We start from the raw sequence: 26,979 nt of genomic DNA, 5'->3' as shown, positions 1-26,979 counted from the left end.
TTCCTCCCAGAACATTCCAGATTATAGGGTCAACGTGGGAAACTCTGCTGGTTCCCGGCATCGACATTGATGATGTTGCCGGTGGATTTTGCCGAAGCATCGCTGGCGAGGAAATAGATGGCCTCGGCGATATCTTCCGGCAAAACATTGAGCTTCAACAACGACCGCTTGCGATAATGCTCCTCCAGCTCCGAAACGTCGATCTTGGACGACGCCGCGCGCTGTTCGCGCCACTCGCCGTCCCAGATCTTGGAGCCCCGCAGAACCGCATCCGGGTTGACGACATTGACGCGGATGCCGGCATCAGCACCTTCCAGCGCCAGACAACGGGCCAGATGGATTTCAGCAGCCTTGGCCGTGCAATAGGCGGACGCATTGGGCGATGCGGCAAGACCGTTCTTGGAAGCGACGAACACCACATTGCCGCCGATCTTCTGGCGGCGGAACAGACGGAAGGCCTCCCGCGACACGAGGAAATAGCCGGTCGCCAGAATGTCGATATTGCGGTTCCACATCGACAGTTCGGTCGCTTCGACAGGAGCGGATGACGCAATACCCGCATTGGAAACCAGAATGTCGATGCCGCCCAGCTCGACACTGGCTTCGACAAAGGCGTTTGCGACGCCCTTTTCGTCGGTCACGTTCAACTCGACGCTGCGAACCTGATCGGCGCCATAACGCTTTGACAGATTGGCGTGAGCGGATTTGAGCGATTCTGCGTCAATATCCGCCAGAACCACGCAAGCGCCCTCACCCGCCAGCCGCTCGGCGGTGGCATAGCCGATGCCACCAGCGCCGCCAGTGATAAGGGCAATGCGCCCGGCAAGGCTTTTCGGCTTCGGCATGCGTTGCAGCTTGGCTTCCTCAAGCAGCCAATATTCAATATCGAAGGCTTCCTGTTCCGGCAGTCCCTGATATTCGGACACTGCCGACGCACCGCGCATGACATTGATCGCATTGACATAGAACTCGCCAGCAATACGCGCCGTCGCCTTGTCGCGGGCAAAGGACAGCATGCCGACGCCGGGGATCAGGAAAATTACCGGATTGGGATCGCGCATCTTCGGCGAATTGTCGTGCTTGCAGGCCTCATAATAGCGCTTGTAATCGGCGCGATAGGCTTCCAGCGCATCTTCAAGCCCAGCGACGATAGCATCGACATCCGGGCTGGCCGGATCAAAATTGACGACCAGCGGGCGAATTTTGGTGCGCAGGAAATGATCCGGGCAGGATGTGCCCAGAGCGGCCAGCGGGCGCAGTTCCTTTGCATTCACGAATTCCAGCACCGCATCCTGATCGTCGAAATGGCCGAGCTTGCGCTCTTCCTTGCCGATGAGCCCGCGAATTTCCGGCATCAGCCGCGCTGCGATAGCGCGACGCTTGGAAGCCGCGAGGCTTTGTGTGACAGCACCGCCGAAAGCGGCCTTGCCCGCCGTCTTCCGGTCCAGCCATTCAATGGCCTTGTTGATGATAGCGAGCGTGGTTTCGTAGCAGGTCTTCGCATCATTCGCCCAGGTGAAAAGCCCATGACTTTCAAGGACAACGCCCTTGGCCTGTGGATGCGCCTTGACGAAAGCTTCGAGATCGAGACCGAGCTGGAAACCCGGGCGACGCCATGGCAGCCAGCCAATATCGTCACCGAAAATTTCAGCCGTCAGCTCGCGGGAATTCCTGGAGGCCGCAATCGCAATGATCGCATCGGGATGCATGTGATCGACATGGCTGAAAGCGACGAAACCATGCAGCGGCGTATCGATGGATGCGGCACGCGGATTGAGGTTGAAGGTGCAGTGCGGCAGGAAGCCGACCATGCGGTCTTCATCCTCAACGCCCTTATAGATGCCCTTCAGCGCATCGAGCTTGTCCTGATAAAGCGTGGCAAAACCGTCGAGCTTGATGGTGCCGACATCGCCGCCCGAACCCTTGACCCAGAGAACCTGAACCTTTTCGCCAGTCAGCGGATCGATTTCCTCGACCTTGGCAGAGGTGTTGCCGCCGCCGTAATTGGTGATGCGCTTGTCTGACCCGAGCAGATTGGAGCGGTAAAGCAGCTTTCCCGGCTCATCCAGCGTTGCCGCCTTGGCGTCGTCCCAGCGATTATCGAGCAGCCGATTGCTGACCACCATATCATCCTCCCAAGTCAGTTATGCCAGGTTATGGCCAATCGCAGCGCGCATATCCTTCCCATGCGCGAGCGATCATGTTGGCGGCAGATATGACGCATGAAACGAAATACTGTCAATCATAAACAATCATAACCGATCAAATATTTCACACATATGCGAATTATTGATTGTTTGTGATTGACATGCGCCAGCAATATGAGAATAGATGGACGCAGGAGGAGTCATGCACGAAAGAGAGCGCCACCGCATCATCCTGAGCGCTGTTCAGGAGAAACCGGTGATCACCATTCAGGATCTGGTGGAACTGACGGAGGCGTCGGAAGCGACCCTTCGGCGCGATATCGCATCGTTGCATATGCAGGGCCGCATAAAGCGCGTGCGCGGCGGTGCTGAAGCCATCCACCCGCCACAGTTTGGCAGTCTGGCGGGGCGTCCGTTCAAGGTTTCCGAATCCGAAAATGGTGATCGCAAGCGCGCCATCGCCCGCGAAGCCGTGGCGCTCTGCGATGAAGGCGACAGCATCATCATCAATGGCGGCTCCACGACATTCCAGATGGTACACTATCTGACGGCGCGCCGCCTTCAGGTTCTGACCAACTCCTTCGCCATTGCCGAACATCTGTTGCGGCAGTCGAAAAGCACGGTGATCGTGCCCGGCGGCGCGATCTATCGCGACCAGAGCCTGATCCTTTCGCCTTTCGACAATGACGTCATCCGTAATTTTTACGGTCGGCGGATGTTCATGGGCTGTCAGGGTGTCAGCCCGCTCGGCGTGATGGAATCCGACGCGCTGATCATCCAGAGCGAACAGAAACTGATGGGCCAGGCGGACGAACTTGTCCTGATGGTCGATTCATCGAAATTCACCCGCCGTTCCAGCCTCATCCTTTGCCCGCTCGACCGTGTCAGCACGCTGATCACCGATGACGGCATTTCCGATGAGGCGCGGCGGATGGTCGAAAATGCGGGTATCCGGCTGATTGTAGCGCAGGTTTCCGCAAATGCCGGCAAGGGCGGCGAACAGGGGGATTCCGCCGAAGTTGCCTGAGCCAACTCTATTATCATCCCGGCCAATGCCGGGATCATCGTGAAACATATGTCTTTATACTGGGAGGAATGAGACATGAAGCTTTTCAAGAAACTCGCACTCGGCACTGCACTGGCTGTCGCCTTCATGGCAAGTCAGGCACAGGCTGCCGACATGAAGATCGCGCTCGTCGCGAAGTCGCTCGGCAATGGCTTCTTTGAAGCCGCCAACAAGGGTGCGCAGGAAGCTGCCAAGGAACTTGGCGGCGTCGAGGTCATCTATACCGGCCCGACCACCACGACTGCCGAAGGCCAGATTGAAGTCATCAATTCGCTGATTGCGCAGGGCGTCAACGCCATCGCCATTTCCGCCAACGATCCGGATGCGGTCGTACCAGCGCTGAAAAAGGCTGCCCAGCGCGGCATCAAGGTGATCTCGTGGGATTCGGGCGTGGCTCCGGCTGGCCGTATCGTGCACCTCAACCCATCGTCCAACGAGCTGATCGGCAAGATGTGCCTGAAGCTTGCAGCCGACCACCTGCCGGACGGTAAGGGCGATTTCGCGATCCTGTCCGCCACCACGACCTCGACCAACCAGAATATCTGGATTGCCGAGATGAAGAAGCAGCTTAAGGACTTCCCGGGCCTCAATCTGGTTACGACTGTCTATGGCGACGACCTTGCCGACAAGAGCTATCGTGAAGCACAGGGCCTCCTGAAGTCGAACCCGAACGTCAAGGTCATCGTGGCGCCGACCACCGTGGGCGTTCTGGCCGCTTCGCAGGCGGTGAAGGATGCCGGCAAGATCGGCGATGTCTATGTGACGGGCCTCGGCCTGCCGTCTGAAATGGCTGGCGCAATCAAGTCGGGCGCGACCAAGGAATTCGCCATCTGGAACCCGATCGATCTCGGCTATTCCGCAACCCAGATCGCCTATCACCTCGTGAAGGGTGATACCGATGGCAAGCCGGGTTCCGAAATCGATGCCGGACGCATGGGCAAGATCAAGATCGGCGAAAACGGCGAAGCCGCGATGAGCGATCCTTTCGTCTATGACGAGAAGAACATCGACCAGTTTTCCAAGGTCTTCTGATCGGAAAGCGCATCCCGAAAAGTGTGAAACGGTTTTCGGACACGATGCGCATTTTAAAAAGAGGCGGCATTCGCTGAACGGGTGCCGCCTCCCGTTCCCCAGAATCGATTTCAGGTGTCTGCAATGAATGCAGCTTTTCTCTCAAGCGGCGATTCCAGCGGTGAGCAGACGGTGCTTGCCATGACGGACCAGCCCATTCTGGAAATGCGCGGCATTGCCAAGACATTTCCCGGTGTGCGTGCGCTCGATGACGTCAATATCGCGCTCTATCCCGGCAAAGTGACAGCGCTGATCGGCGAGAACGGCGCGGGCAAGTCCACGCTCGTGAAAATCCTCACCGGCATCTATCAGCCCGATGAAGGTGAAATCCTCATCGACGGCAAGCCGGTGCATCTGGCGACCGCACAGGATGCGACCGATCACGGCGTAACGGCCATTCATCAGGAAACCGTGCTCTTTGACGAATTGTCGGTGGGCGAAAACATCTATCTCGGCCATGCGCCGCGCACGAAATTCGGCTTCGTCAACTGGAAGGCTGTATATGCCCGTTCGCAGGCCTTGCTGTCCTCGCTGGAAACGACGGTCGACGCGCGCATCAAGCTGAAGGAACTGTCCATCGCCCAGCGGCATCTGGTCGCCATCGCCCGCGCGCTGTCGGTGGATTCGCGCATCGTCATCATGGACGAGCCGACCGCAGCCCTGTCGCGCAAGGAAGTGGACGACCTGTTTCGCATCGTGGCGCGGCTGAAAGCGCAGGGTAAAGCCATCCTCTTCATCAGCCACAAATTCGATGAAGTCTATGAAATCGCCGATAATTATGCAGTTTTCCGCGACGGGCACGCCGTTGGGCACGGCACACTTGCCGATACGCGGCAGAACGATATCGTGCGGATGATGGTCGGACGGTCTGTCGATCAGGCCTTTCCCAAGCAGGATGTCGCCATCGGCAAGCCGGTGCTGAAGGTTGAAAACTATTCGCACCCGACCGAGTTTCGCGACATTTCCTTTGAACTGCGCAAGGGTGAAATCCTCGGCGTTTACGGCCTTGTCGGCGCCGGGCGCTCGGAATTCGCACAATCGCTGTTCGGCATCACCAAGCCATCCCGTGGCCGTGTGACGCTTGAAGATCGCGAGATCAGCATTCGCCGCCCCGGCGACGCGGTGGCCCATGGCATCGTCTATGTGCCGGAAGAGCGTGGACGTCACGGCGCGGTGCTGCAACTGCCGATCTTTCAGAATGTTTCGCTGCCATCGCTTGCCCGCACCTCGCGCAATGGCTTTCTGCGCATGGCGGAAGAACTCGCGTTGGCGCGCAAATATGCCGAGCGCTTCGATCTGCGCGCTGCCGCCCTTTCCGTACCGGTCGGAACGCTATCGGGCGGCAATCAGCAGAAGGTCGTCATCGGCAAGTGGCTCGCCACCAATCCGAAGGTCATCATTCTCGACGAGCCGACCAAGGGCATCGATATCGGCTCCAAGGCTGCGGTTCACGCCTTTATCAGCGAACTCGCCGCCGAGGGCCTCAGCATCATCATGATCTCGTCGGAACTGCCGGAAATCATCGGCATGTCGGACCGCGTGATGGTCATGCGCGAAGGCCTTATGGAAGGCGTCTTCGAACGCGCAAGCCTCGACGCGGAAGTGCTGGTGCGCGCCGCCACAGGCAATGCCGAGCAGGCTGCGGAGTAAATCATGAAACAATTGCTGAAACAGCGGGAACTCCTGCTCCTCGTCATCATCGCGCTTCTGGTGGGCCTGTTTGCAAGCCGCGCGCCGGGCTTTGCCAGCATTGGCAATCTGGCGGGTATCTTCAACGACACATCGATCCTGATCATCATCGCGCTTGGACAGATGGCGGTGATCCTGACTAAGTCGATCGATCTGTCGGTTGCTGCCAATCTCGCCTTTACCGGCATGGCCGTGGCAATGCTCAACGCCACCTATCCGGGCCTGCCGCTGGTGCTGCTGATCGTGCTTGCCGTTGGCATCGGTGCAGTTTTGGGCGCGATCAACGGCATTCTTGTCTGGAAGCTCAACATTCCGGCCATTGTCGTCACGCTTGGCACGCTCACCATCTATCGCGGCATGGCCTTTGTGCTGTCCGGCGGCGCATGGGTGAATGCGCACCAGATGACAGCGCCCTTTCTCAACACGCCACGCACGCCTTTCCTCGGCCTGCCGCTCCTGGGCTGGACGGCGATTTTAATCGTGGCGCTCGTTTATGTGCTGCTGACGCGGACATTCTTTGGCCGCGCCCTTTATGCTTCCGGCGGCAATCCGACCGCCGCCGTCTATACCGGCATCGAAGTCGGTCGCACACGCTTTTTCGCCTTTGTGCTTTCGGGCGCGCTCGCCGGGCTGTGCGGTTATCTTTGGGTGTCGCGCTATGCCGTCGCCTATGTGGATGTGGCCGCCGGTTTCGAACTCGACAGTGTTGCGGCCTGCGTCATCGGCGGCATCTCGACGCTCGGTGGCATCGGCACAGTTGCCGGTGCGGTTTTGGGCGCGCTGTTTCTCGGCGTCATCAAGAACGCTTTGCCGGTCATCGACATATCGCCCTTCTGGCAAATGGCGATCTCCGGTTCCGTGATCATTCTGGCGGTGATTTTCAATGCGCGGCAGGAAAAGCGGCGTGGACGCATCATCCTGCGCGACAAGGCCGCGAAGACTTATGAGGAGGTTGCTGCATGAGCCAGACGGACATGAACGACCAGCGCCGTCATATTCCCGACCGCCTCGGAACGCCCTTCTCGCGCATCTTTGCAAGCTGGGAAATGCTGCTGCTTGGCGTGGCGATTGCGATCTTCATCGCGAATTCCTTCGCCTCGCCCTATTTCCTCGATGCGTGGAACCTCTCAGACGCCACATTCAACTTCACCGAAAAGGCGCTGATCGCCTTTGCGATGACGCTTCTGATCATTTCCGGTGAAATCGACCTCTCGGTCGCCGCCATCATTGCGCTTTCCTCGACTGCGATGGGCGCAGCTGCGCAGGCTGGCGTCGGCACGCCGGGTCTGGTCTGCATCGGCATTGGCACTGGCCTTGTCTGCGGCGCAATCAATGGCGGGCTGGTGGCCGGGTTGAAACTGCCATCCATCGTCGTGACCATCGGCACGATGAGCCTTTTCCGCGGCATTTCCTATATCGTGCTCGGCGATCAGGCCTTTGGCGGCTATCCGGAAAGCTTTGCCTATTTCGGACAGGGCTATGTGTTCTGGGTCTTCTCGTTCGAATTCGTGCTGTTCATTCTGTTTGCCGTGCTGTTTGGCGTGCTCTTGCATGCCACCAGCTTTGGACGCCGCATCTATGCCATCGGCAATAATGAGTTCGCGGCGCGCTTTTCCGGCATTCCGGTCGAGAAAACCAAATTCGTGCTTTTCCTGATGACCGGCGTGATGAGCGGCATCGCTGCCGTCTGCCTGACGTCACGCCTCGGCTCCACGCGCCCGTCTATCGCGCAAGGCTGGGAACTGGAAATCGTCACCATGGTCGTGCTGGGCGGCGTATCGATCCTCGGCGGATCGGGCACCATTGTCGGCGTCGTGATTGCGGCTTTCGTGATGGGCCTTGTGACCTTCGGGCTTGGCCTTCTCAATGTGCCGGGCATCGTCATGTCGATCTTTATCGGCCTCCTGCTCATCGTCACCATTTCGCTGCCGATCCTCATCCGGCAGTTCAAAGGGAGGCGCGCGACATGATCACCGAACGCTATGCATTTCGCATGAAGCTCAATCCGGGCATGGAAGCGGAATATCGCCGCCGCCATGACGAAATCTGGCCCGAACTGGTCAAACTTCTGCACGCGGCTGGCGTGTCGGACTATGCCATCTATCTCGATGAAGAAACCAATAGCCTGTTTGGCGTGCTGACGCGCAGCGCCAGCCACGGTATGGCGGCCCTGCCCGACCATCCCGTCATGAAGAAATGGTGGGCGCATATGGCCGACATCATGGCGACGAACCCCGACAATTCGCCGGTTTCTGTCGATCTCAAGCCAGTGTTTCACATGTCATGAAGCGCATCGCCATTCTCGATATCGGCAAGACCAATGCCAAAGTCGTCGTGATCGATGCGGCAGGCGGCGAGGAAATTGCTGCACGCCGCATGCCGAACACCGTTCTGCGCGACGGCCCCTACCCGCATTATGATATCGAGGCGCTTTGGCGCTTCTTTCTGGCAAGCCTGGCGGAATTTGCGCAAGAGCCGGGCTTCGATGCCATTTCCATCACCACGCATGGCGCGTCGGCGGCTCTCGTTGCTGAAGACGGCACGCTGGCAATGCCGGTTCTCGACTATGAACTCGAATATCCAGCCGAAATCCGCGCCGCCTATGCGGCCATAAAGCCGGATTTTCGCGATACGTTTTCGCCGACCCTGTCGCTCGGCCTCAATCTCGGTGCGCAGCTTCACTATCTGAAAACGGTCTTTCCTGCCGATTTCGCGCACACCCATTTCATATTCACCTATCCGCAATATTGGGCCTGGCGTCTGACCGGCATTGCTGCATCGGAAGTGACCTCGCTTGGCTGCCACACCGATTTGTGGCTGCCGAAACAATCCGCCTTTTCTGCTCTTGTCGACCGACTGGACATTCGCGAGAAATTCCCGCCGCTGCGCTCCGCCTTCGATGCGCTTGGGCCGCTACTGCCGGAGATCGCGACCGATATCGGACTGCCCTCGTCTGTTCCGGTGCATTGCGGCATTCACGATTCCAACGCATCGCTGCTTGCACATCTGATGAATCGCAAAGGCCCATTTTCGGTGGTTTCGACCGGCACATGGGTGGTAAGCTTCGCCGTTGGCGGCAATCTCGACCAGCTGGACCCGAAACGCGATACGCTCGCCAATGTCGATGCCTATGGGCGGGCCGTGCCTTCGGCGCGCTATATGGGCGGGCGAGAATTCGACCTGATGACGGAGGGTCTGCAAAAGCCCTCGCCCGCCGAGTACGGTGCCCTTGCCGCGCAGGTTCTACATCGCAGGATCATGGCTTTGCCTTCCGCCGTTCCGGGCTGCGGCCCTTTCCCCGACACACACCTGCGTTGGCGCAACGCGGATCAGGCAAGCGATGCCGAACGCTATGCAGCCGCTTGTATTTATGCTGCGCTGATGACGGAGAGCTGCCTTGGCCTGCTGGGTGCCAAAGGACCGATTGTCGTCGAAGGTCCATTTTCCGATAATGCTATTTATCTGAAAGCATTGGCGAATTTTTCCGGACGCGCGGTCGAGGCAATTGCCGGATCAACCGGGACGGCCACCGGCGCAGGCTTGCTGGCAGGCGCTGCGCCCCAGGAAAAGCACGGCAGAACCTATCATCCCGACGATGGTGCATCCGGCGACGCTTATGCCGCCTATCGCGCACAATGGCTGGAAGCCGTCACGCCGCAACCAGCGCACTGACCGGCAACCTCTCTATCCCAACAAGTTGTCACGTGATTGTGACATCGCAGGCTTCCACCTGCGATCCAATTCACTTGCCATATTCAAGGCACTTGTCATAAGCTACAAATAATAAGGTAGCTTATAAATAAGTGAGCATACAAGTGGCGGACACCCGCGTTCTCGGTTTTCTGTTGCATGATGTTGCCCGCCTTCTTCGCAAACGTTTTGAGCAGCGCGCACGCGGAACTGGCCTGACACGGGCCCAGTGGCAAACGCTGGCATTCCTCTCGAAGAATGACGGGATCATGCAACGCAGTCTGGCTGATCTGCTGGACGTGGAGGCTATAACCCTTACGCGCATTCTCGACCGGCTCGTCGAACAGGGATTTGTCGAAAGACGGCCCCATCCGACCGATCGGCGTGCGCATCTGATTTACATATGCGAGGCGGCGATGCCGCTTCTGGAAGATATGCGCGTGCTCGGCGGCCAGACGCGGGCCGAAGCGCTTGAAGGTGTTTCGCAGGCGGAACAGGAACAGCTGATCCAGACCCTCCTGTCGATGAAAGACAATCTCTCCCGGGCTTGCCGGTCTCCCGCAAGTCCCGAAATCGTCAACGAAGATACAGATCATGACTGACACGTCCAATATCGTAAAGCATCCCGCCGCTATCGAACGGGATGAACCTGAAGCACGTCAGGAAACCCACGCCGAAAGCACTGGTCCGGCCGCGCAGCCGCAAAGCGCCATCGACGCGACCCTGAAACCGAGCGCAAGCGAGATTGCTGCACGCCGCCGGTTGAAGCGCCGCCGCATGATGTTTTCGCTTCTGCCTCTGGCGCTTGTGGTCGGCGGCTATTTCTACGTCACCGGCGGACGCTATGTTTCAACCGACAACGCCTATGTGCAGGCCGATATGGTGGGCATCTCGACCGATGTTTCGGGGCTTGTCGCGGGCATTGATGTGCATGAAAACGAGCTGGTCAAAGCCGGTCAGGTGCTGTTCCGTCTGAAGCCGGATTCCTTTGCCATTGCGCTTGAAGGTGCTCAGGCTGAACTCGGTCAGGTGCGTAACCAGATATTGGGCCTTCAGGCCAGCTATCAGCAATCGCTTGCCGAAATCACGCAGGCCGAAGCCGATCTGCCTTTCTATCAGGCCACATTCAAGCGGCAACAGGATCTCGTGGCGACCAGCGCGTCATCGCGCGCGACATTCGATCAGGCAAAGCACGATCTCGATGCCGCCCAGCAGAAGGTTGCCGTGGCCAAGGCGCAGGCCCAGTCGGCGCTGGCCCAGCTCGGCGGCAATGCTGACCAGCCTGTGGAACAGAACCCGCTTTATCTGCAAGCCAAGGCCAAGGTGGATGAGGCCCAGCGTCAGCTTGATGACGCCACCATTCGCGCGCCGTTTGACGGCATCGTCACCAATGTGAACAGCCTGCAGGTCGGCTCCTATCTGCAAGCCGCACAACAGGCATTCTCGCTGGTTTCATCCGATCATCTCTGGATCACCGCCAATCCGAAGGAAACCGAATTGACCGGGATTGAACCCGGCCAACCGGTGACGATTTCGGTCGATACTTATCCCGATGCGCGCTGGGAAGGCAAAGTCGCCAGCATCAGCCCGGCTTCAGGTTCCAGCTTCTCGCTGCTGCCAGCCCAGAATACGTCTGGCAACTGGGTCAAGGTCGTGCAGCGCATCCCCATGCGCGTCAGCATCGACAACAAGAGTGGCCAGCCGCCGCTGCGTGTCGGCATGAGCGTCAATGTTGAAGTCGATACAGGCCACCCGCGCGGCCTGCCGAGCTTCATTACCAATCTTTTCGGTGGTGGAAACCATGTCTAACGTCGCCATTTCCGGCGCGTCTATCGTCGCACATCGCGGCGCGATCACCGCTTGCGTCATTCTCGCGGTCATCATGCAGGCGCTGGATACGACGATTGCCAATGTCGCCCTGCCCTATATTCAGGGCAGCGTTTCGGCAAGCGCCGACCAGATCAACTGGGTGCTGACCTCCTATATCGTGGCGGCTGCGATCATGACGCCGCCGTCAGGCTTTCTTGCCGCCAAATTCGGCCGCAAGCGTGTTCTGCTGGCGGCCATTGCGGGCTTCGTTGTGGCCTCCGTCCTTTGTGGTCTTGCGCAATCCCTGCCGCAGATTGTCGGTTTCCGTCTTTTGCAGGGCCTGTTCGGCGCTTCGCTGGTGCCGCTGTCGCAAGGTATTCTGCTCGATATCTACACGCTGGAAGAACGTGGCTCCGCCATGGCACTTTTCGGCGTTTCGGTGATGGTTGGGCCAGTTCTCGGACCCGTCATCGGCGGCTGGCTCACCGACAATATGAGCTGGCGCTGGGTTTTCTATATCAATGTGCCGATTGGTGCGCTGGCTTTTGCCGGAATCATGATCTTCGTGTCCGAAACCAAGATCGATCGAACGGCGCGTCTCGACTGGACGGGGTTCGGTTTGCTCAGTCTTGCGATTGCCTCGCTGCAATTGTTTCTCGATCGCGGCGAGCAGATGGACTGGTTTTCTTCGAGCGAAATCGTCATCGAGTCGCTGGTTTGCGCGGCAGCAGTTTATCTTCTTGTGGTGCACACATTCACGGCAGAGAATTCTTTCGTCAAACCGCAGCTGTTTCTCGACCGCAATTTTGCGGTGAGTATGCTCTTCATCTTCATTATCGGCGTGACCTATCTGGCGTCGCTGGCGCTGATGACGCCTTATCTCCAGACCCTGATGGGTTATCCGGTGACCACAGCCGGTATCGTGATGGGGCCGCGTGGCATGGGAACCATGGCCTGCATGTTTCTGGTCGGCAAGCTGATTGGGCGTGTCGATTCACGCTATCTGCTTTTGACCGGTCTCGGACTGACGGCCTGGGCCATGTATGAGATGACCGGCTGGACGCCCGATGTTTCGCAATGGACCATTGTGCGGGTTGGCTTCATTCAGGGTGCAGGCTTGGGTTTCCTATTCGTGCCCTTGACCACGATTGCCTTTTCCACCCTCCCCGCCCATCTGCGCGGCGACGGTACGGGTCTGTACAATCTCTCGCGCAATATCGGGTCGAGCGTCGGTATTTCGGTGGTTTCAGCGCTTCTGACAGAGAATGTTCAGGCCAATCACGCGGATATCAGCGCCTATGTCACGCCGTTCAATCATAATTTCGATAGCGCGATTGTTTCGCAATATCTCAACCCGACCACGGCTGCCGGACGCGCGCTTCTCGATAACATCATCACGCAACAGGCGACCGTCATATCCTATATCGATGATTTCAAGCTGTTGATGCTGATGTCGCTTATGGCGATGCCGCTTGTTCTCTTGCTCCGCAAGCCAAAGGTTGCGCAGGAAGTCGATCACACCATCGCCATGGAATAGAGCATTTCCAGCAAAAGTGTGAAGCGGTTTTGCGTTGGATAATGCGTAAAGAAAAGCAAAGCTTACAGCTTGGCGAACTCAATATAGAAATCGTGAACGCCGGAGGCCAGAAACTGCACGGCAATGCAGGTCAGGAGAAAGCCCATGATCTTGGTAATCGCCTGCATGCCGTGTTCGCCAAGCATCTTCTCTATGAAAGTCGCCGACGATAGCGCCGCATAAGCAATGCTGACCGTCAACAGAATGGCTACGATCACGATGATGTGGCCGATGATCGTGTGTTCGGCAGGGATTTGCGAACCAAAACTCATCACCACGGCGATCGATCCCGGGCCTGCAAGGCTGGGCATGGCGAGCGGCGAGAAGGAATAATCAATCTCGGCCTTCTTGATCTCGGAAGGCTCGACATTGACCTCCGAAGACGTGTCCTCGCCGGAAAAGATCATTCGCAGCGCCAGGATCATGATGATGATACCGCCGGCCACCCGGATGCCGGGAAGCGAGATATTAAACAGCGCGATGATCCCCTGTCCCAGCAGCAGAAAAGCGGTCAGAATGGAGAATGCGTAGATACAGGCCTTTATGGCTTGCTTTTGCTTGTTCTCCTTGCTCATCCGCTTGGTCAAAGCCATGTAGAGCGGAATGGTGGTGAGCGGGTTCATGATCGGCAGCAGGCCGATGAAGACGATAGAAACATACTTGATGAAATCGATAACCAGACTCACAGCCTTGGTGCTCCAGCCTTAAGATTGAAGTGAACTTATTCCTCTCAACGGGCTGGCTGCATATATACAACACGCTTCGCTGTAAATACACGGCCAGATATCTTTCTTTGGTTTCGCCAGCAATCAATTAGCGTTCATTGATTTACTGATCCTTACATTTCATTAACCATGAATTTCACCAGAACCGATTTATTGTATGCTCGAAAGTCAGTTCAAACATCTGATTTAGTTGGCGCGGCGCTGGGCATTCAGCGCGGCCATCATCATTGGTTTGATCGAGAAACCACTTTCTGCAGCCTTCTCCGTCAATATGCGCAGATAACCGCCTGCGGATCGAATGTGATCGTAACGCTGGAGAATATAGGCAATTGCGATAGCCGTATTATAATTTCCTAGCGTCTTTTTGGCCAAATCATAGAGCTTGGCATCAATCCCGACGAAACTGCGAACGGTCTCGGCTGCATCTACCAATCCATGCCATTGCCGAATAGGGCTCGGCGAATAGGCTTCAATCTCAGGGCAAGCTCGTAGAACCATATCGAGCGATACAGTCGGTTCTGCCTGTGTCTTGTCGATAATCATCTGGCACTGGTCGATTTGCGAAACGCTGTCCTTTTCAAAATAGGAATCTGGATTCGATTCAATTTGCTGCCGCTCATTTTGAGACTCATTGCCGCTCAAAATTTCTGTATTCTGATTTATATTCAACAGCTTATCGATTTCCGCCGAAAGCTCTTCCATTGCGGTAACCAACAGAGCGAGTTCATCGCGTTCCGCACGGCGTGGAATCGTATCGACAATGGCCCGAAAGCGCTGGTTGATTGCTGACCAATCACCGGACAGTTTCTCGACCGTGGCAAATTCAATCAGCTTGGCGATATCACGACGCAGCAAGGTCAAGCGTTCACGTTGCTCGCGCAATGCAGTCTTTTCCGCCCTCACCTGTTCGGCAGATGCTTCAAGTTCATCTGCGCGCAACAGCAAGGGAGCAAGCGAAAAGCCAAATGCGATCTGCAACTCGCCGCCTTTGGCCCGACGGGCATAACGCTTGCCGTTTGGACTGTCCTGACGGGTGATGAAACCGGCATCGACCAGCGTGCCAAGATGACGACGCAAGGTCGCGTCCGCCATGCCGTGGGCACGCAGCGCCAACTGCTTATTGGACGGGAAGACGATCAGGCCTTCATTGGCCTTGAGCTGATTGTCCGGATGAAAGGACAGCAATGCTGACAGGACTGCCAGCGAGCGATCATTCAGACCATAGATTGTCTTTGCTTCACACAGCCAGCGGTGCAGCTGCCACTTATCGACCGTCAGGTCTTGTGGCATTTGCCGGGCATTGCGTTGCGCCGCCAACAAGGCAGCCGTCATCGGTCGACTGCCAAACGGCGTCGAAGCCAAATGCATCTCCATTTTCTTTCACCTTCCACAAGGCAAAAGAAATCCACCCGCCGAAATGACGCTAATTACACTTGACAGTGATTCGTGGATTTGCGATTCTCTAGCTGCTAAACCAATGAGAAGGGCTTCCACGCGGCGACGTTTGGGGGCCTTTTTCTTTTGCTATCTCGTTCCTTTTCCCTAGAGCGAACCACGATCAACGGGATCGTTAAAACTGGTCATCTCTTTGTGTCACATATTTTCCAACGCCAAGCCGTTTCAGACTTCTGCTGAAATAGCTTTTAATCACGCGATACAGATACGCAGATAATCGTACTCAGATACTGGACCAGGCCGCGGAAACCGCTTTCCAATCCGAATGCTTGTTACTTCTCGTCGCTCTGGAATGACGCATAAAGCGTATCCAGATTGCGAGAGAGCCATTCGGCAAAACGAGGCCCATTGGCTGCACCGAGAGCCAGCGTTGCCGATTTGCCGTTCTGCTTGATCGTGGCACTGACGGACTTGTCCGAAGCTGTCCAGGTCGAACCCGGGCGAAGAGCCGCCTTGGTGACAGACTTCTTCTGACGAGCGCCTTTCAGATAACCATAAAGCTGTTCAAAGCGCTCAGCCGACGCAGCTGCATTGAACGCGTCTGTCGCCATCAGTTCTTCCGCAGCGTCTTGCTTGCCCGGAATCTCGATAAGCTTGCGCAATTCAAGCCAGCGATCACGTCCGATTCCCTTGGCTGGACCGATGGCCAGAAGAATGGTTTCCGGTATAGCCTTGGGAATGGTCAGCATCTTCGACAGGGTCTGATAATCGATGGTCAGAGCCGCCTGAATGGCTTCACGCTCGAAACCAAGCGCTTCCAGACGTGCTGCGAACAGAACGCGCTCAATGAAGCTGAGATTGGCGCGCGCAGAGTTTTCCTGACCCTGGCTCAGAATATGCTCAAGGTCGGCAAGCGGCTTGATAACGGCTTTGACCTTGTGCCCCAGTTCACGGGCAACGCGTGCGCGCCGATGGCCAAAGACGATCATATAGCGACCGCTGGTCTCAGGATGCGGACGCACGAGGATAGGGCTGTCCTGCCCGCGATCACGGATCGCTTCGAGAAGCTCCTGATATTCCAGGTCGTCGGCTTCCGGCAGACGGTCGGCCACGAAAGACGCATCGAGACTGTTTGGATCAAGCTCAACGACAGTTTCGCCATCCAGCCTTTGCGAAGCCTGCTTGGCGAGTTCGTCAATCGAAGCGGAAAGCGACTTGGCAGCGCCGAACCGGCGCGACGTGGCATCGACCGGCTGGGAAGGCTGTTCCGCCGCCGATTCGTTCCGCATCACGCTGTCAAAAATGTTCTTCCGTGCCATTCTCTATTCCTTAAACCGGTCATAGACCTGATTTTATTGCGTATTTACCGCTTTAGACGGCGGTCTAACGTCCCCATGCTTCGTGGATAAGGCCGCGTATCTCTGAATTGACCGCTTCCATGGCTTCCATCGCGCGATCATAGGTGCCGCGATTCATGGATGAACGTTCGACTTCATAAAGTGTTTGTTTGGTCAGACCAGCATCCGAAATGGCGGTCGATTTCAGCATCTGATGCTTGAGCATATGCGACGCCAGCATGCTCTGCATGAAGCCTACCATCTGTGCCTGTGGCACGTCGGTCGGCTCATAACGGGTAATCAGATAGCGGAACCAGTCGAGCTGTACCGCGCCGCCAGCCTGACGAACGGTTTTCAGAATGTCGCCCAGCATCAGTAGAAACTGCGACATCGACATGAGATCGAGCATCTGAGGATGCACAGTGATCAGCACGGACGTGGCTGCGGACAGCGCCGTCAGCGTCAGATAGCCAAGCTGGGGAGGGCAGTCGATGACGACGACATCGTAGGAATCATCAACGTCGGCCAGGACCGACGCGATGCGATTCCAGAACATCTTGCCCTCGCCGCCATTCTGCATGGCCAAAGGCGTATCGTATTCGTACTCCTGAAGCTCCAGCATGGCCGGAATAATGTCGAGGCCGGGGAAGTTTGTCCGGCGAATGACGTCGCGGATGGGCTTCTTTTCGGAATCGTAACGAATAGCTTCGTAGAGCGATGGAAATTCATCCAGCTCAGGCTGAATACCATGCAGAGCAGACAAGGAAGCCTGCGGATCAAGGTCGATGGCAAGCACGCGATGACCGGTCAAGGCGAGATGCTGCGCAAGATGCGCGGCTGTCGTGGTCTTGCCCGAGCCGCCCTTGAAATTCACAACGCCGATAACCTGAAGCTTTTCATGGACACGGCGATGCGGAACATAGCGCTTCACTTCGGCACGGCCGTTCTGGTCGAGCCACAAACGCAGTTCATGCAGCTGGTCCACGCTATAAGCGCGGCGTCCACCTGTCAGAATGGTCGGCTCGACGCCTTTGCCTTCGAGATGTAGCTTCTTCAGATTGCTGGGGGAGACGCCAAGGAAATATGCAGCTTCAGCCATGGAAAACTGGCGCAGATTTTTCCGCGCATCCGGAGGGAAGTTTTCATGGCGCAGCAGATTGAGCTTGCGAGAGATTTCTCTCCCTTGCGTCAATATCATGTCGTCAAACGACAAGCCTGCTGTTGAATTTGCGATATTCATTGACTTGGGATCCCTAGTGACGGCATCGGAACTAATACCGCCTAAATACCGTCATTATGTCCGATTCTTCTTGTATCGCAAGTGCTGCCCGGATTAACAAAGGGTTAGCAGGCAATTAAAAATTACAAAGAATTTTATCTTTCCGAATCGAATTCTTTTATCGAATTGTTTTTAAAAGCTTTTATCGAAATTAGACCGCAGTCTACCATCGCATGCGGCATGCTGACGACTGCAGGTGGAGTCATTTATTGTCATCGTCCACGCTTTTAGTCGATGGATGGGCCGCCCGAATCGTCCATCATGCTTCTGATTACCGGGTTGAACGAAAGATGCCTATTCAAGCCGATGAAGCTTCCGGTGTTGGTTGTGGCGCGGATGATAACGGCTTGACCGGGTCGTGCTGATGTCAGGCGGTCAGGTGCAGTGCACTGGTGCAGACGTGAATTGACCAGCGTCAACCAGGCGGTGTTCCCCAGGGCTAATTGCTTCGTATAGAGGGAGCTGGATCTATGTCGGAAAACCTGCTCAACTCTTGCTGAGCACGATCTGGTCCTTAGATTGGGTTCGTGTAGGGATTGGCAAGGAACGATGTTTTTTGTGCTTTTATGGGTCGATGCTGTAGATTTTTTAACTTCTTCACGTTACCATCCAATCTATCGTTACAGAGATTCCTTTTTAGAGCTTTGGCCTCGTCTCAACGGTAAAATCTTCTCTAAAATGTTCGTTTTCGACCAGTCGCGCTAGGGAAACCTAACGTCGACTTAGCTTTCGTTTGCGCGAAAATACCGTTTGATCTCATGATGTTGAATTTTTCCATTCCGTAGTCGAAACGACCCGCTTTTCATTCAGTTTGACGTTCTGCGAAATGCCTTCGTGTCTTTCAGATTCAGCTCTTTGCCTGAAGGCGAATCTGCCCTTCTTGCGTATAAACTATCGACACGACGTCACTGCCGAGAGCGGGCAAAACGGTCCTGAAGTGGTCGCAGCGATCAACAAATGCAAAACCGTTATATGCACGTCATCTAGCTTGCTTATGGAGGCCTGATACTCTTAGGAAGGGGTTTCTACCATGCATAAGCTCTTGCTCACTCTGGCATCCGCAACATTTCTGAGCGGCGCTGCCCATGCTGCCGACATTTATCCGCTCGACCGGGCGACTATTCTCGTCGGCTCGCCTTTCGATTTCAAAGTGGAACTCGACAAGGTCGTGAAGCCGGAAGAGGTCAAGGTGACCGTGAACGGCCAGGACTATGAAGCCTTGTTTGGCTCCAAAGCCGAGTTCGTCGCGGAAGAGAAGGGGAGCGAGGACAAGGTTCTGGGCTCAGCCCTCATCCTGCGCGATCTGAAGCTCGCAGAGCCGGGCGCTTACAAAGTCGAAGTTTCGGCAGGCGATGAGACGAAGACCGTCACCTGGGATGTCTATCCGACTGCAACCGAAGCGAAAGCCAAGAATATCATTTTCCTCGTGGCTGATGGCCTTTCGGTCGCGCACCGCACCGGTGCACGCATCATGTCCAAGGGCATGACGGGGGGCAAGGCCAATGGTCGCCTCAATATGGATGATGTACCGCCGGTTGCCTTTATCGGCACGTCGTCGACCCATTCCATCGCGACCGACAGCGCCAACACCATGTCGGCCTACATGACGGGCCATAAAGCGCGCGTGAATGCGCTTGGCGTTTATGCAGACCGCACCCCTGCGAGCCAGGACGACCCGAAGGTCGAAACCATTGCCGAAGCGCTGCGTCGCCAGACGAAGAAGTCTATAGGCATCGTTTCCACGGCGGAAGTGGAAGACGCAACGCCTGCCGCGCTGGTTTCACACACGCGCAAGCGTTCCGACAAGGCGGACATTGTCGGCATGTTCTACGAGGTTAAGCCTGATGTGCTTCTGGGCGGTGGCTCGGCCTATTTCCTGAGCAAGGATATTCCGGGCTCCAAGCGCAAGGACGACAAGGATTATATCCAGCTGTTCCGTGATGCGGGTTATGCCATCGTCACCGATAAGAATGAACTGGCCGCTTCCGGTCAGTCCAATCAGCAGAACCTGCTCGGCCTGTTCCACACCGGCAATATGGATGTGACGCTGGATCGCGAGTTTCTGAAGAAGGGCACTGTCGACAAGTTCCCGAACCAGCCCGGTCTGGTCGACATGACCAAGGCCGCGCTCGACAAGCTGTCCAAGAACCCGGAAGGCTTCTTCCTGATGGTGGAAGGCGCGTCGATCGACAAGATGAGCCACCCGCTCGACTGGGAACGCGCGCTGGTCGACACGATCGAGTTCGACAAGGCCATCGGCGTTGCGCAGGAATTCGCCAAGAACAATCCAGATACCCTGATCGTTGTGACCGGTGACCACACCCATGGCGTGGCGATTATCGGCACGGTCGATGACGAGAAGCCGGGCGATGAAATGCGCGCCAAGGTTGGCACTTACGATGCGGCTGGCTTCCCGAACTACGAAGACAAGGACGGCGACGGCTATCCGGATCGCGTGGACGTTTCGCGCCGCCTGTTCATGGCTGCCAATAACGGCCCGGATCATTATGAAACCTTCCGCCCGAAGCTGGATGATCCGTTCGTTCCGGCTATCAAGAACGAAAAGGGCGAGTATGTTGCCAATGAAGCTTATAAGGATGTGCCGGGCGCGGTATTCGTGCAGGGCAACATCCCGAAGGACGAGGATACCGGCGTTCACGCGGTAGACGATATCGTGCTTCAGGCAACCGGTCCGGGTTCGGAAGGGCTGCGCGGCTATATGGAACAGAGCGACGTGTATCGCGCCCTTGCCGATGCCTTTGCTCTCGGTAAGCCGAAGTCCGAGTAATCAAGGTCTATCCTGAAACAGGGCAGGCGGCTTGCGCCGCTTGCCCGCAATTGATGGAGCGTCCGATGTCTAACCGGAACGATCTTAGCCGCCGACAGGTGATGCTTGGCGCACTGGCCCTGCCGCTGGCGACAGGTATCCCACAAGCGCAGGCTGCCGAGCAACTCGGCTTCAACAATCTCTATAAAAGCTTCGGCGTGCTGGGCCTTGAGTTTTCCGATCAGGTCAAGCAGTCGGCTGGCAAGCAAGTTGCCATCAGCGGTTTCATGGCGCCGCCCTTGAAGGCGGAAGCCAATTTCTTCGTGCTGACCGAAATACCAATGTCGATCTGCCCGTTCTGCTCGTCGGATTCCGACTGGCCGGATAATATTGTTGTGGTTTATCTCGCCGCGAAGCAGACTTTCGTGCAGTTCAACGCGCCAATCCTCACGCGCGGCACACTTGAATATGGTTCGTGGACCGATCCTGAAACTGGATTTGTTAGCCAGCTACGCATGCGCGATGCTTCATTCACAACGGCCTGACATGCTGACTGAACACAGGTCCGGCCTGTCGCTGGACATTTCTGCGCTGGAAGTTCGCTTTCCTGGCCTTCCAGAGCCTGCACTCGCCATTGAGACATTTCATCTGCCGCAGGGCGAACATCTGGCTGTCGCCGGTGCGTCGGGGTCTGGAAAAAGCACGCTGATCAATGCAATCACCGGCCTTGAAGGTGTCAAAACAGGACAGGTCTCCTGGAATGGCGAGGCCTTCAGCAGCCTGTCGGCGTTTCGGCGCGATGCGTTTCGAGCCCGTAATATCGGGCTGGTGATGCAGGACTTTCATCTCTTTCCGGGCCTTTCGGCCATTGCCAATGTTCTGCTGCCCGCGAAACTGAGCCGGGTGGTGAAGCCGGTGCGGCGCGATCGGGCACTCGAACTTTTGGAAACAGTGGGTATTGCGAGACCCGACCAGCATATCGAAACGCTGTCCCGTGGAGAGATGCAGCGCGTGGCCATTGCGCGTGCGCTGTTCCCTGCGCCACGGGTCATCATTGCCGACGAGCCGACCGCCAGCCTCGATCAGAAAACCGGCGCGGAAATCGCCGAACTTCTGGTGCAGCTTGCTAGCGCGCAGGGAGCCACGCTGATTGCCGTCACGCATGATCCGCAATTGATGAAGCGCCTGCGGCGGCAGATTTTTCTGGAAGGCGGACGCATAACGAAAGACACCACGGGACACGGCGCGACATGATCACTTTCATTCTTGCCGATCTTCGCCGGTTCTGGAGTGGAGCCGTCGCGGTGATTATCCTGCTGGCGCTGTCCGTGGCCTTGAGCACGGTGGTGACATTGCAGGAGCGGGCGGTGCGTCTGGGCACCGCGCGTGCGTCGGAGAAATTCGATCTTGTGGTGGGTGCAGCCGGAAGCGATACGCAACTCACGCTGTCTTCCGTGTTTCTGCAGCCGTCGCCTCTGCCGTTGATGTCGGGCGCGATGCTGGGCAAGCTCACCGCCGACCCGCGCGTGGCCTTCGCCGCGCCCATTGGCTTTGGCGATAGCGCGATGGGCTTTCCCATCGTTGGGACAACGACCCAGTTGATCGCGGCCTTGTCGCCCGAACTGGCGGAAGGCAAAGTTTTTGCCCGGTTGGGCGAGGCGGTTATCGGATCAGCGGTGGATCTCCCGATTGGCGGCCGGGTCAATCCGATGCATGGCACCGTTGAAACCGGCGGTCATGCGCATACGGAATTGAGCTATCATGTCAGCGGCAAGATGGCCCCGACGGGAACAGCGTGGGATCGCTCGATCCTTGTGCCCATTCGTGCGGTCTGGCAATTGCATGGCATGAAGGGTCATGACCACGATGATGCGGATGCCCATGAGGAAGCGCCGAAGACGCAAGGCTCGCTTGCGGTAATCGGGCCGAACGATACACACGATCACAATGCTCGGATCGATGTCGATGCGCCGCTTGACGAGCATTTCGATGCTAGTAGTCCCGGAATTCCGGCTGTTCTGGTCAAGCCGAAAACCATCGCTGATGCCTATCGGCTGCGACAGGAATATCGCTCTGAAACGACATTGTCGGTTTTCCCAGCGGAAGTGCTGACACGGCTCTATTCCACGCTGGGCGATGCCCGCAAACTTTTGCTCGGTATCGCTGTCGGCACGCAGGTGATCGTCGTTTTCGCTTTGCTGCTGGTTGCCGTCATGCATATTGGCGCGCGTAAGCGACAGATCGGTGCTTTGCGGGCCTTTGGCGCGCCGGTCAGTGCGGTGATGACAATTGTCTGGGGCGAGTTGTTCTTCCTGCTGGTGCTTGGCATCCTGCTGGGTCTCGCCATCGGCTACGCAGCCGCCCATGTCATCACGGCATGGTTGACGGCGACAACGGCGGTGAGAATGCCCGTCGAGTTTTCGATGGATGATCTTTACGGCGCTGGTGGCTTTATCCTTGTCGCGGCCATTGTGTCTCTGGTGCCAGCACTGCTCACATTGCGTATGAGTCCGGCAACGGCGCTGCGTTCCTAACGTTTGACTAAAAGAAAAGCCCCCATCCGGATCACCCGGATGGGGGCTTTTTTCGTCAGCGCTCGTGGATGATCTTACGAGCGGGGAGGCAGGATCGGCAGAGGCTCTGCACGTCCAACAATGAACGCGTAGGAGAATGCGCCGACGACAGCCATGATGGCGGCCATCAGGAAGGACGGCGTATAGCTGCCGTTGAACTGATCCAGCAGGAAGCCGAACAGGAACGGGCTGATGATGCCTGCAATGTTCGAAGCGAAGTTCTGGATGCCGCCAATCGAAGCCACATGGCGCGAGCTTGGTGCAACGTCGGCTGGCAGGGACCAGATCGCGGTCGCTGCGATGGCAAGGCTGCTATAGGAAATCGCCAGGAAGAACAAAGCTGCATAGAGCGATTCAACCAGCGCTGCCGGAAGGATAGCTGCGCCGCCCAGCATGCCGCCGACCATGACGATCTTACGCACGGTGGTAACATTCGCGCCGCCGCGGATGGCGCGGTCGGCCAGGAGGCCGGCGATCCAGGCGGTGACGACAGCAGCGATGCCCGGCAGCATGCCATAAAGGCCGAGTTCTGCGAGGTTCAGGCCGCGTGCGGTCTTCAGATAGGTTGGGAACCAGGTCAGGAAGAAGTAGATGACGAAGTTCAGGCAGAAGAAGCCGAGCATCATGCCCCAGACCGTGCGGTAGCGGAACAGGTCTGCCCAACGGATCTTCTGTGCTTCTTCGCTGTCATTGTCGTCGGTGCGAGCACCGTTCTGGATGATGTACTGACGCTCCAGATCGTTGGCGCGCGGATGTTCCGACGGATCGCGATAGGTGACGTACCAGAAGAATGCCCAGACGAGGCCGACAGCACCCAGAATGACGAAAGAGTAGTGCCAGGTCGCGAAAGCGATGATCGAGGTCACGATTGGCAGCGCCAGAACCGTGCCGACGCGCGAGCCGGAATCGATCACAGCCGTTGCGAAGGCGCGTTCGCTTCTCGGGAACCAGCGCGAAGCCGCCTTGGTTGCTGCCGGATAGGCAGGTGCTTCACCAGCACCGAGGAAGAAACGGACGGTGAAGAAAGACCAGAAGCTGTTGGCGAGCGGGGTGACGGCGGTGAATATCGACCACCAGATGGCGGCGAGCGAGAAGCTCTTGCGCGCACCCAGCTTGTCGGTGATCCAGCCCGCAAACAGCATCATGCCGTCATAGGCCCAGAAAAACGCGCCAAGGATGAGACCCTTCTGCGTGTTCGTCAGGTTCAGGCCCAGTTCGGAATCAATGAAGGGCAGCGCCACGCTCATATTGGCGCGATCGAGATAGTTGATCGCGATGCCGATAAAACACATGAAAAGTATGAAATACCGGAAGCGGCTGGCGCCGAAAGGCGCCTTGTTTGAAGTGTTCATTCCCAATATCCTCCCGGGATATGTCTTCGTAGTTCGAATGATAATCAGAGCGGCTGCATTGCTGTAACCGCTCTGACGGGGTGTTTATGCGTATGTGACCTGCAAGGTCAGGCGGGCAGGGCCACGCCGTATTTTTCTGCCATTTCACCGAATGACTGCCACGTCACCGGGTCGATGGTGACACCGGTCTGTTCGCGCTCTTCGGCAACGCGCCATTCGCGGTCGCCCGGAGCCATAACGGTGCAGCCTTCGCGCGCTGGTGAGTTGCGCAACGTTTCGAGATAACGGGTCATGCCGGCGTCGAAGACATCGCGTTCGATAAAGGCTTCCGGCTTGATCGCCAGAACGAAAGCGCCCATGCCGCGCGGCGTCGCAAAATCCGGGCCGCCCATCGGGGCGATATCGAAGCTGAGCTTCATGCCGGTCAGAACGGCACTGAGAATTTCCGCAACACCGGCAAGCGCTGCGCCCTTGAAGCCGAATTCGCCGCCCAGCGGCGCAAGCATTTCGACCGCTTCTGCGTCGCGCGTGTCCACACCGTTGAGGTCGGATGCAACGCCCTGCGGCAGCTCGACGCCGAGGCTGCGATAGAGCATGACGCGGTTATAGGGGATCGAGCTTGTGGCCATATCGAGCAGCCATGGATTTTCGTCGGTGGTCGGCACGCCGACCGAAATCGGATTAGTGCCGTGAAACCGCATTGCGCCATCGTGAAGGCGTACGAAACTGTCGGAATTGCAGACCGCCACACCGATCCGGCCCTGCCGCGCTGCTTCCAGCGCATAGGCACCGGCGGCGGCAAAATGCGAGCTGTTGCGAATGGCGACCGCGCCGATGCCGAACTGATCGGACAGGGCGATGGCACGATCCATGGCGGTATAGGCCGCCAGAGCGCCATGGGCATCGTCAGCGTCGAGCGTTTCGATAGCACCGAAGCTGCGCACGGCCTTGAGATTGGGGGTCTTGTTGACGCGACCGCCAACGAGTGCCGTCACATAATGCGCGAGAAGTCGAACGCCGTGGCTGTCTACGCCGTAGCGTGTGCCGTGCATCATGGCGCGCGTTGCCGCATCGGCGGTCGCGGCATCTGCTCCACATGCGGAAAAAACCTCACGGCAGAACCGTTCTAGCGATACGAGCGAGAACGTGGCCTGGTCAACTGCCTGTTGCACTATGAAACTCCTCCAGCCATAATGTATTGTGCATGCACTATACGAATTTATGGGGAGGCGCAATCCGGGATATATTAGCGGGCAGCGCTAGGGGGAGGATTGGCAAGATCGGGGCCATTTGGAGGGTCCTGCAATCGTTCACGGAGATGAACAATCAATCCATAAACCATACTGGACTCAATGGGTTGTATGTGAGCTTATCCGCTCCGACATAAGTGGGAGCATGCCTGCGAGTATCTGGGGGATATCGCGGGGCTAGCCGGACAAAATAACAAAAAGCCGGACGCATTCAGGGGAGGAAATTGACATCATGCGGAACATCGCACCCAAACTTTATCAGCGCGCGCGTGACAGTCTGGCGGCGGATATTGCCAATGGCGCTATCCCGACGGACAGGCGGCTGACGGAAAGCTGGGTCGCAGAACTGTTCGGCATCAGCCGGGCACCGGCGCGGCAGGCGCTGGCGGAACTGGAACAGCGCGGCCTCATTCGCAAGGCGGACGGGCGCGGTTATGCGATCGTTGAGGACGCGGCGACGAACGGGTCTGGGCGTTCAAGCGACGACCACCTTGTCAGGCAGAGCAAGAACAGCCGCATGCAGTTCATGCCCAGCTGGCAGCTCATCTATACTGAAATCGAAAGCGAGATTTTTGCCCGCACATCACTGGATGGTTGGCGCGTCAACGAGCTGGCCTTGGCAAAGCACTATGGTGTCAGCCGCACGGTCGCGCATGACGTCATGGCCCGGTTGCAGCAGCGCGGCGTTATCCAGAAGGATGCGCGTGGTCGCTGGCTAGCCCCGGCGCTGACCGACAAGCACATCCACGACCTGTTCGAATTGCGATGGGTGCTTGAGCCGCTCGCGCTTGAAAAGGCGCTGCCGCGTCTGCCCGAAGGACTTCTGGAGCGGGTTCGTCGGAATCTGGACGAAGCGGTCGCCTCCCCGCTGGTCGCGGGCGAAACGCTGGACCGGCTGGAACAGGAACTGCATGTCGAGCTGCTTGGCCATTGCGACAGCGCCTCCCTGCTGGAGGCGGTGCGTCTGCCGCAGACCCTGCTCGTCGCGCACCATTTCCTGTATCAGTGGACGTCGGGACTTTTCGCGTCAGAACCATTTCTGCCGGAGCATGTTGAGATCGTGACATGTCTTCAGGCCGACAATCTGGCCGGGGCACAGCGCGCGCTCGTGCATCATCTGCAAATCTCGCATGAACGCGCTATGCTGCGCATCAATACGCTGGCCAGCACGATCCGGCCGCGTGAACTGCCTTATCTCGAGCGGCAGTCATAAGTTTCAAAGCGGTTCCTGTTTCGATGAAACAGGAACCGCT

The 26,979-nt window shown here is 57.2% G+C and carries 22 protein-coding genes; 15 read left to right on the top strand and 7 right to left on the bottom strand.

What is annotated here, in order from left to right:
- Nucleotides 1–29: 29 nt before the first annotated feature.
- A complete protein-coding gene (locus FHW03_RS15025) occupies nucleotides 30–2,126 on the bottom strand; it encodes a bifunctional rhamnulose-1-phosphate aldolase/short-chain dehydrogenase (RefSeq protein ID WP_182521350.1) in 2,097 nt (698 codons plus the stop codon).
- Between the two features lie 223 nt (nucleotides 2,127–2,349).
- On the opposite strand from FHW03_RS15025, the gene FHW03_RS15020 reads away from it, so the two are divergent.
- The 10 genes from FHW03_RS15020 to FHW03_RS14975 all read left to right on the top strand — a co-directional run bounded on the left by FHW03_RS15020 (nucleotide 2,350) and on the right by FHW03_RS14975 (nucleotide 13,009).
- The gene (locus tag FHW03_RS15020) at nucleotides 2,350–3,174 is read left to right on the top strand and encodes a DeoR/GlpR family DNA-binding transcription regulator (RefSeq protein ID WP_078338167.1); all 825 of its coding nucleotides are present in this window, start codon (nucleotides 2,350–2,352) and stop codon (nucleotides 3,172–3,174) included.
- A 75-nt stretch (nucleotides 3,175–3,249) separates the two neighbouring features.
- Complete coding sequence (gene rhaS, locus FHW03_RS15015) at nucleotides 3,250–4,245, top strand: rhamnose ABC transporter substrate-binding protein (RefSeq protein WP_182521349.1); 996 nt, start codon at nucleotides 3,250–3,252, stop codon at nucleotides 4,243–4,245.
- A 123-nt stretch (nucleotides 4,246–4,368) separates the two neighbouring features.
- The gene (locus FHW03_RS15010) at nucleotides 4,369–5,934 is read left to right on the top strand and encodes a sugar ABC transporter ATP-binding protein (protein WP_377514910.1); all 1,566 of its coding nucleotides are present in this window, start codon (nucleotides 4,369–4,371) and stop codon (nucleotides 5,932–5,934) included.
- Between the two features lie 3 nt (nucleotides 5,935–5,937).
- Nucleotides 5,938–6,936 (top strand): ABC transporter permease, encoded by a 999-nt coding sequence (locus FHW03_RS15005; protein WP_182521348.1) that lies wholly within the window; start codon nucleotides 5,938–5,940, stop codon nucleotides 6,934–6,936.
- On the top strand, nucleotides 6,933–7,943 hold the full coding sequence (locus FHW03_RS15000; RefSeq protein WP_377514907.1) for an ABC transporter permease: 1,011 nt from the start codon (nucleotides 6,933–6,935) through the stop codon (nucleotides 7,941–7,943). The genes FHW03_RS15005 and FHW03_RS15000 overlap by 4 nt, the downstream gene beginning before the upstream one ends.
- Nucleotides 7,940–8,260: an L-rhamnose mutarotase gene (gene rhaM / locus FHW03_RS14995; RefSeq protein WP_182521347.1), complete on the top strand. Its 321-nt coding sequence runs from the start codon at nucleotides 7,940–7,942 to the stop codon at nucleotides 8,258–8,260. The genes FHW03_RS15000 and rhaM overlap by 4 nt, the downstream gene beginning before the upstream one ends.
- The gene (locus tag FHW03_RS14990; protein ID WP_182521346.1) at nucleotides 8,257–9,645 is read left to right on the top strand and encodes an FGGY-family carbohydrate kinase; all 1,389 of its coding nucleotides are present in this window, start codon (nucleotides 8,257–8,259) and stop codon (nucleotides 9,643–9,645) included. Before rhaM ends, FHW03_RS14990 begins: the two co-directional genes overlap by 4 nt.
- A gap of 143 nt (nucleotides 9,646–9,788) precedes the next feature.
- Nucleotides 9,789–10,265, top strand: a complete 477-nt coding sequence (locus FHW03_RS14985; RefSeq protein ID WP_182521345.1) for a MarR family transcriptional regulator — start codon at nucleotides 9,789–9,791, stop codon at nucleotides 10,263–10,265.
- Nucleotides 10,258–11,472, top strand: a complete 1,215-nt coding sequence (locus FHW03_RS14980; RefSeq protein WP_182521344.1) for an HlyD family secretion protein — start codon at nucleotides 10,258–10,260, stop codon at nucleotides 11,470–11,472. The genes FHW03_RS14985 and FHW03_RS14980 overlap by 8 nt, the downstream gene beginning before the upstream one ends.
- Nucleotides 11,465–13,009, top strand: coding sequence for a DHA2 family efflux MFS transporter permease subunit (locus FHW03_RS14975; RefSeq protein ID WP_182521343.1), 1,545 nt, complete (start codon nucleotides 11,465–11,467; stop codon nucleotides 13,007–13,009). Before FHW03_RS14980 ends, FHW03_RS14975 begins: the two co-directional genes overlap by 8 nt.
- A gap of 62 nt (nucleotides 13,010–13,071) precedes the next feature.
- On the opposite strand, the gene FHW03_RS14970 is transcribed toward FHW03_RS14975, so the two are convergent.
- The 4 genes from FHW03_RS14970 to repA form a co-directional block, all read right to left on the bottom strand.
- Nucleotides 13,072–13,734 carry a MarC family NAAT transporter gene (locus tag FHW03_RS14970; protein WP_182521342.1) on the bottom strand — a complete coding sequence of 221 codons (663 nt, stop codon included), beginning with the start codon at nucleotides 13,732–13,734 and terminating at the stop codon, nucleotides 13,072–13,074.
- 225 nt (nucleotides 13,735–13,959) lie between these two features.
- Nucleotides 13,960–15,147: a plasmid replication protein RepC gene (gene repC / locus FHW03_RS14965; RefSeq protein WP_182521341.1), complete on the bottom strand. Its 1,188-nt coding sequence runs from the start codon at nucleotides 15,145–15,147 to the stop codon at nucleotides 13,960–13,962.
- 353 nt (nucleotides 15,148–15,500) lie between these two features.
- The gene (gene repB / locus FHW03_RS14960) at nucleotides 15,501–16,487 is read right to left on the bottom strand and encodes a plasmid partitioning protein RepB (RefSeq protein ID WP_377514903.1); all 987 of its coding nucleotides are present in this window, start codon (nucleotides 16,485–16,487) and stop codon (nucleotides 15,501–15,503) included.
- Between the two features lie 64 nt (nucleotides 16,488–16,551).
- A complete protein-coding gene (repA, locus tag FHW03_RS14955; RefSeq protein ID WP_182521340.1) occupies nucleotides 16,552–17,745 on the bottom strand; it encodes a plasmid partitioning protein RepA in 1,194 nt (397 codons plus the stop codon).
- Nucleotides 17,746–18,814: 1,069 nt separating this feature from the next.
- Here repA and FHW03_RS14950 point away from each other — a divergent pair.
- The 4 genes from FHW03_RS14950 to FHW03_RS14935 all read left to right on the top strand — a co-directional run bounded on the left by FHW03_RS14950 (nucleotide 18,815) and on the right by FHW03_RS14935 (nucleotide 23,085).
- Complete coding sequence (locus FHW03_RS14950) at nucleotides 18,815–20,572, top strand: alkaline phosphatase (protein WP_182521339.1); 1,758 nt, start codon at nucleotides 18,815–18,817, stop codon at nucleotides 20,570–20,572.
- A gap of 65 nt (nucleotides 20,573–20,637) precedes the next feature.
- Nucleotides 20,638–21,096 carry a hypothetical protein gene (locus FHW03_RS14945; protein WP_182521338.1) on the top strand — a complete coding sequence of 153 codons (459 nt, stop codon included), beginning with the start codon at nucleotides 20,638–20,640 and terminating at the stop codon, nucleotides 21,094–21,096.
- A 1-nt stretch (nucleotide 21,097) separates the two neighbouring features.
- On the top strand, nucleotides 21,098–21,805 hold the full coding sequence (locus FHW03_RS14940) for an ATP-binding cassette domain-containing protein (RefSeq protein ID WP_182521337.1): 708 nt from the start codon (nucleotides 21,098–21,100) through the stop codon (nucleotides 21,803–21,805).
- On the top strand, nucleotides 21,802–23,085 hold the full coding sequence (locus tag FHW03_RS14935) for an ABC transporter permease (RefSeq protein ID WP_182521336.1): 1,284 nt from the start codon (nucleotides 21,802–21,804) through the stop codon (nucleotides 23,083–23,085). Before FHW03_RS14940 ends, FHW03_RS14935 begins: the two co-directional genes overlap by 4 nt.
- Nucleotides 23,086–23,159: 74 nt before the next feature.
- Here the strand turns inward: FHW03_RS14935 and FHW03_RS14930 are convergent, their stop codons facing one another.
- Both FHW03_RS14930 and FHW03_RS14925 read right to left on the bottom strand, forming a co-directional pair.
- Entirely contained in the window at nucleotides 23,160–24,476 is a 1,317-nt protein-coding gene (locus FHW03_RS14930; RefSeq protein ID WP_078338185.1) for an MFS transporter, read from the bottom strand.
- Between the two features lie 107 nt (nucleotides 24,477–24,583).
- A complete protein-coding gene (locus FHW03_RS14925; protein WP_182521335.1) occupies nucleotides 24,584–25,648 on the bottom strand; it encodes an Ldh family oxidoreductase in 1,065 nt (354 codons plus the stop codon).
- Between the two features lie 310 nt (nucleotides 25,649–25,958).
- On the opposite strand from FHW03_RS14925, the gene FHW03_RS14920 reads away from it, so the two are divergent.
- Nucleotides 25,959–26,939, top strand: coding sequence for a GntR family transcriptional regulator (locus tag FHW03_RS14920; RefSeq protein ID WP_182521334.1), 981 nt, complete (start codon nucleotides 25,959–25,961; stop codon nucleotides 26,937–26,939).
- Nucleotides 26,940–26,979 lie beyond the last annotated feature (40 nt).

Source organism: Ochrobactrum sp. RH2CCR150 (genome assembly GCA_014138095.1).
In the GTDB taxonomy this organism is placed as follows: Bacteria; Pseudomonadota; Alphaproteobacteria; order Rhizobiales; family Rhizobiaceae; genus Brucella; species Brucella gambitense.
Note: the sequence above shows the minus strand (reverse complement) of the source record. Positions and strands in the feature narration are given on the sequence as shown.

Excerpts from the sequence above, each read along its gene's own strand:
- rhaM (WP_182521347.1), top strand. The coding sequence starts at position 7,940 with ATGATCACCGAACGCTATGCATTTCGCATGAAGCTCAATCCGGGCATG.
- FHW03_RS14920 (WP_182521334.1), top strand. The coding sequence starts at position 25,959 with ATGCGGAACATCGCACCCAAACTTTATCAGCGCGCGCGTGACAGTCTG.
- FHW03_RS14930 (WP_078338185.1), bottom strand. The coding sequence starts at position 24,476 with ATGAACACTTCAAACAAGGCGCCTTTCGGCGCCAGCCGCTTCCGGTAT.
- FHW03_RS15010 (WP_377514910.1), top strand. The coding sequence starts at position 4,369 with ATGAATGCAGCTTTTCTCTCAAGCGGCGATTCCAGCGGTGAGCAGACG.
- repC (WP_182521341.1), bottom strand. The coding sequence starts at position 15,147 with ATGGAGATGCATTTGGCTTCGACGCCGTTTGGCAGTCGACCGATGACG.
- FHW03_RS14975 (WP_182521343.1), top strand. The coding sequence starts at position 11,465 with ATGTCTAACGTCGCCATTTCCGGCGCGTCTATCGTCGCACATCGCGGC.
- FHW03_RS15025 (WP_182521350.1), bottom strand. The coding sequence starts at position 2,126 with ATGGTGGTCAGCAATCGGCTGCTCGATAATCGCTGGGACGACGCCAAG.
- FHW03_RS15020 (WP_078338167.1), top strand. The coding sequence starts at position 2,350 with ATGCACGAAAGAGAGCGCCACCGCATCATCCTGAGCGCTGTTCAGGAG.
- rhaS (WP_182521349.1), top strand. The coding sequence starts at position 3,250 with ATGAAGCTTTTCAAGAAACTCGCACTCGGCACTGCACTGGCTGTCGCC.
- repA (WP_182521340.1), bottom strand. The coding sequence starts at position 17,745 with ATGAATATCGCAAATTCAACAGCAGGCTTGTCGTTTGACGACATGATA.
- repB (WP_377514903.1), bottom strand. The coding sequence starts at position 16,487 with ATGGCACGGAAGAACATTTTTGACAGCGTGATGCGGAACGAATCGGCG.
- FHW03_RS15005 (WP_182521348.1), top strand. The coding sequence starts at position 5,938 with ATGAAACAATTGCTGAAACAGCGGGAACTCCTGCTCCTCGTCATCATC.
- FHW03_RS14940 (WP_182521337.1), top strand. The coding sequence starts at position 21,098 with ATGCTGACTGAACACAGGTCCGGCCTGTCGCTGGACATTTCTGCGCTG.
- FHW03_RS14935 (WP_182521336.1), top strand. The coding sequence starts at position 21,802 with ATGATCACTTTCATTCTTGCCGATCTTCGCCGGTTCTGGAGTGGAGCC.
- FHW03_RS15000 (WP_377514907.1), top strand. The coding sequence starts at position 6,933 with ATGAGCCAGACGGACATGAACGACCAGCGCCGTCATATTCCCGACCGC.
- FHW03_RS14980 (WP_182521344.1), top strand. The coding sequence starts at position 10,258 with ATGACTGACACGTCCAATATCGTAAAGCATCCCGCCGCTATCGAACGG.
- FHW03_RS14990 (WP_182521346.1), top strand. The coding sequence starts at position 8,257 with ATGAAGCGCATCGCCATTCTCGATATCGGCAAGACCAATGCCAAAGTC.
- FHW03_RS14945 (WP_182521338.1), top strand. The coding sequence starts at position 20,638 with ATGTCTAACCGGAACGATCTTAGCCGCCGACAGGTGATGCTTGGCGCA.
- FHW03_RS14950 (WP_182521339.1), top strand. The coding sequence starts at position 18,815 with ATGCATAAGCTCTTGCTCACTCTGGCATCCGCAACATTTCTGAGCGGC.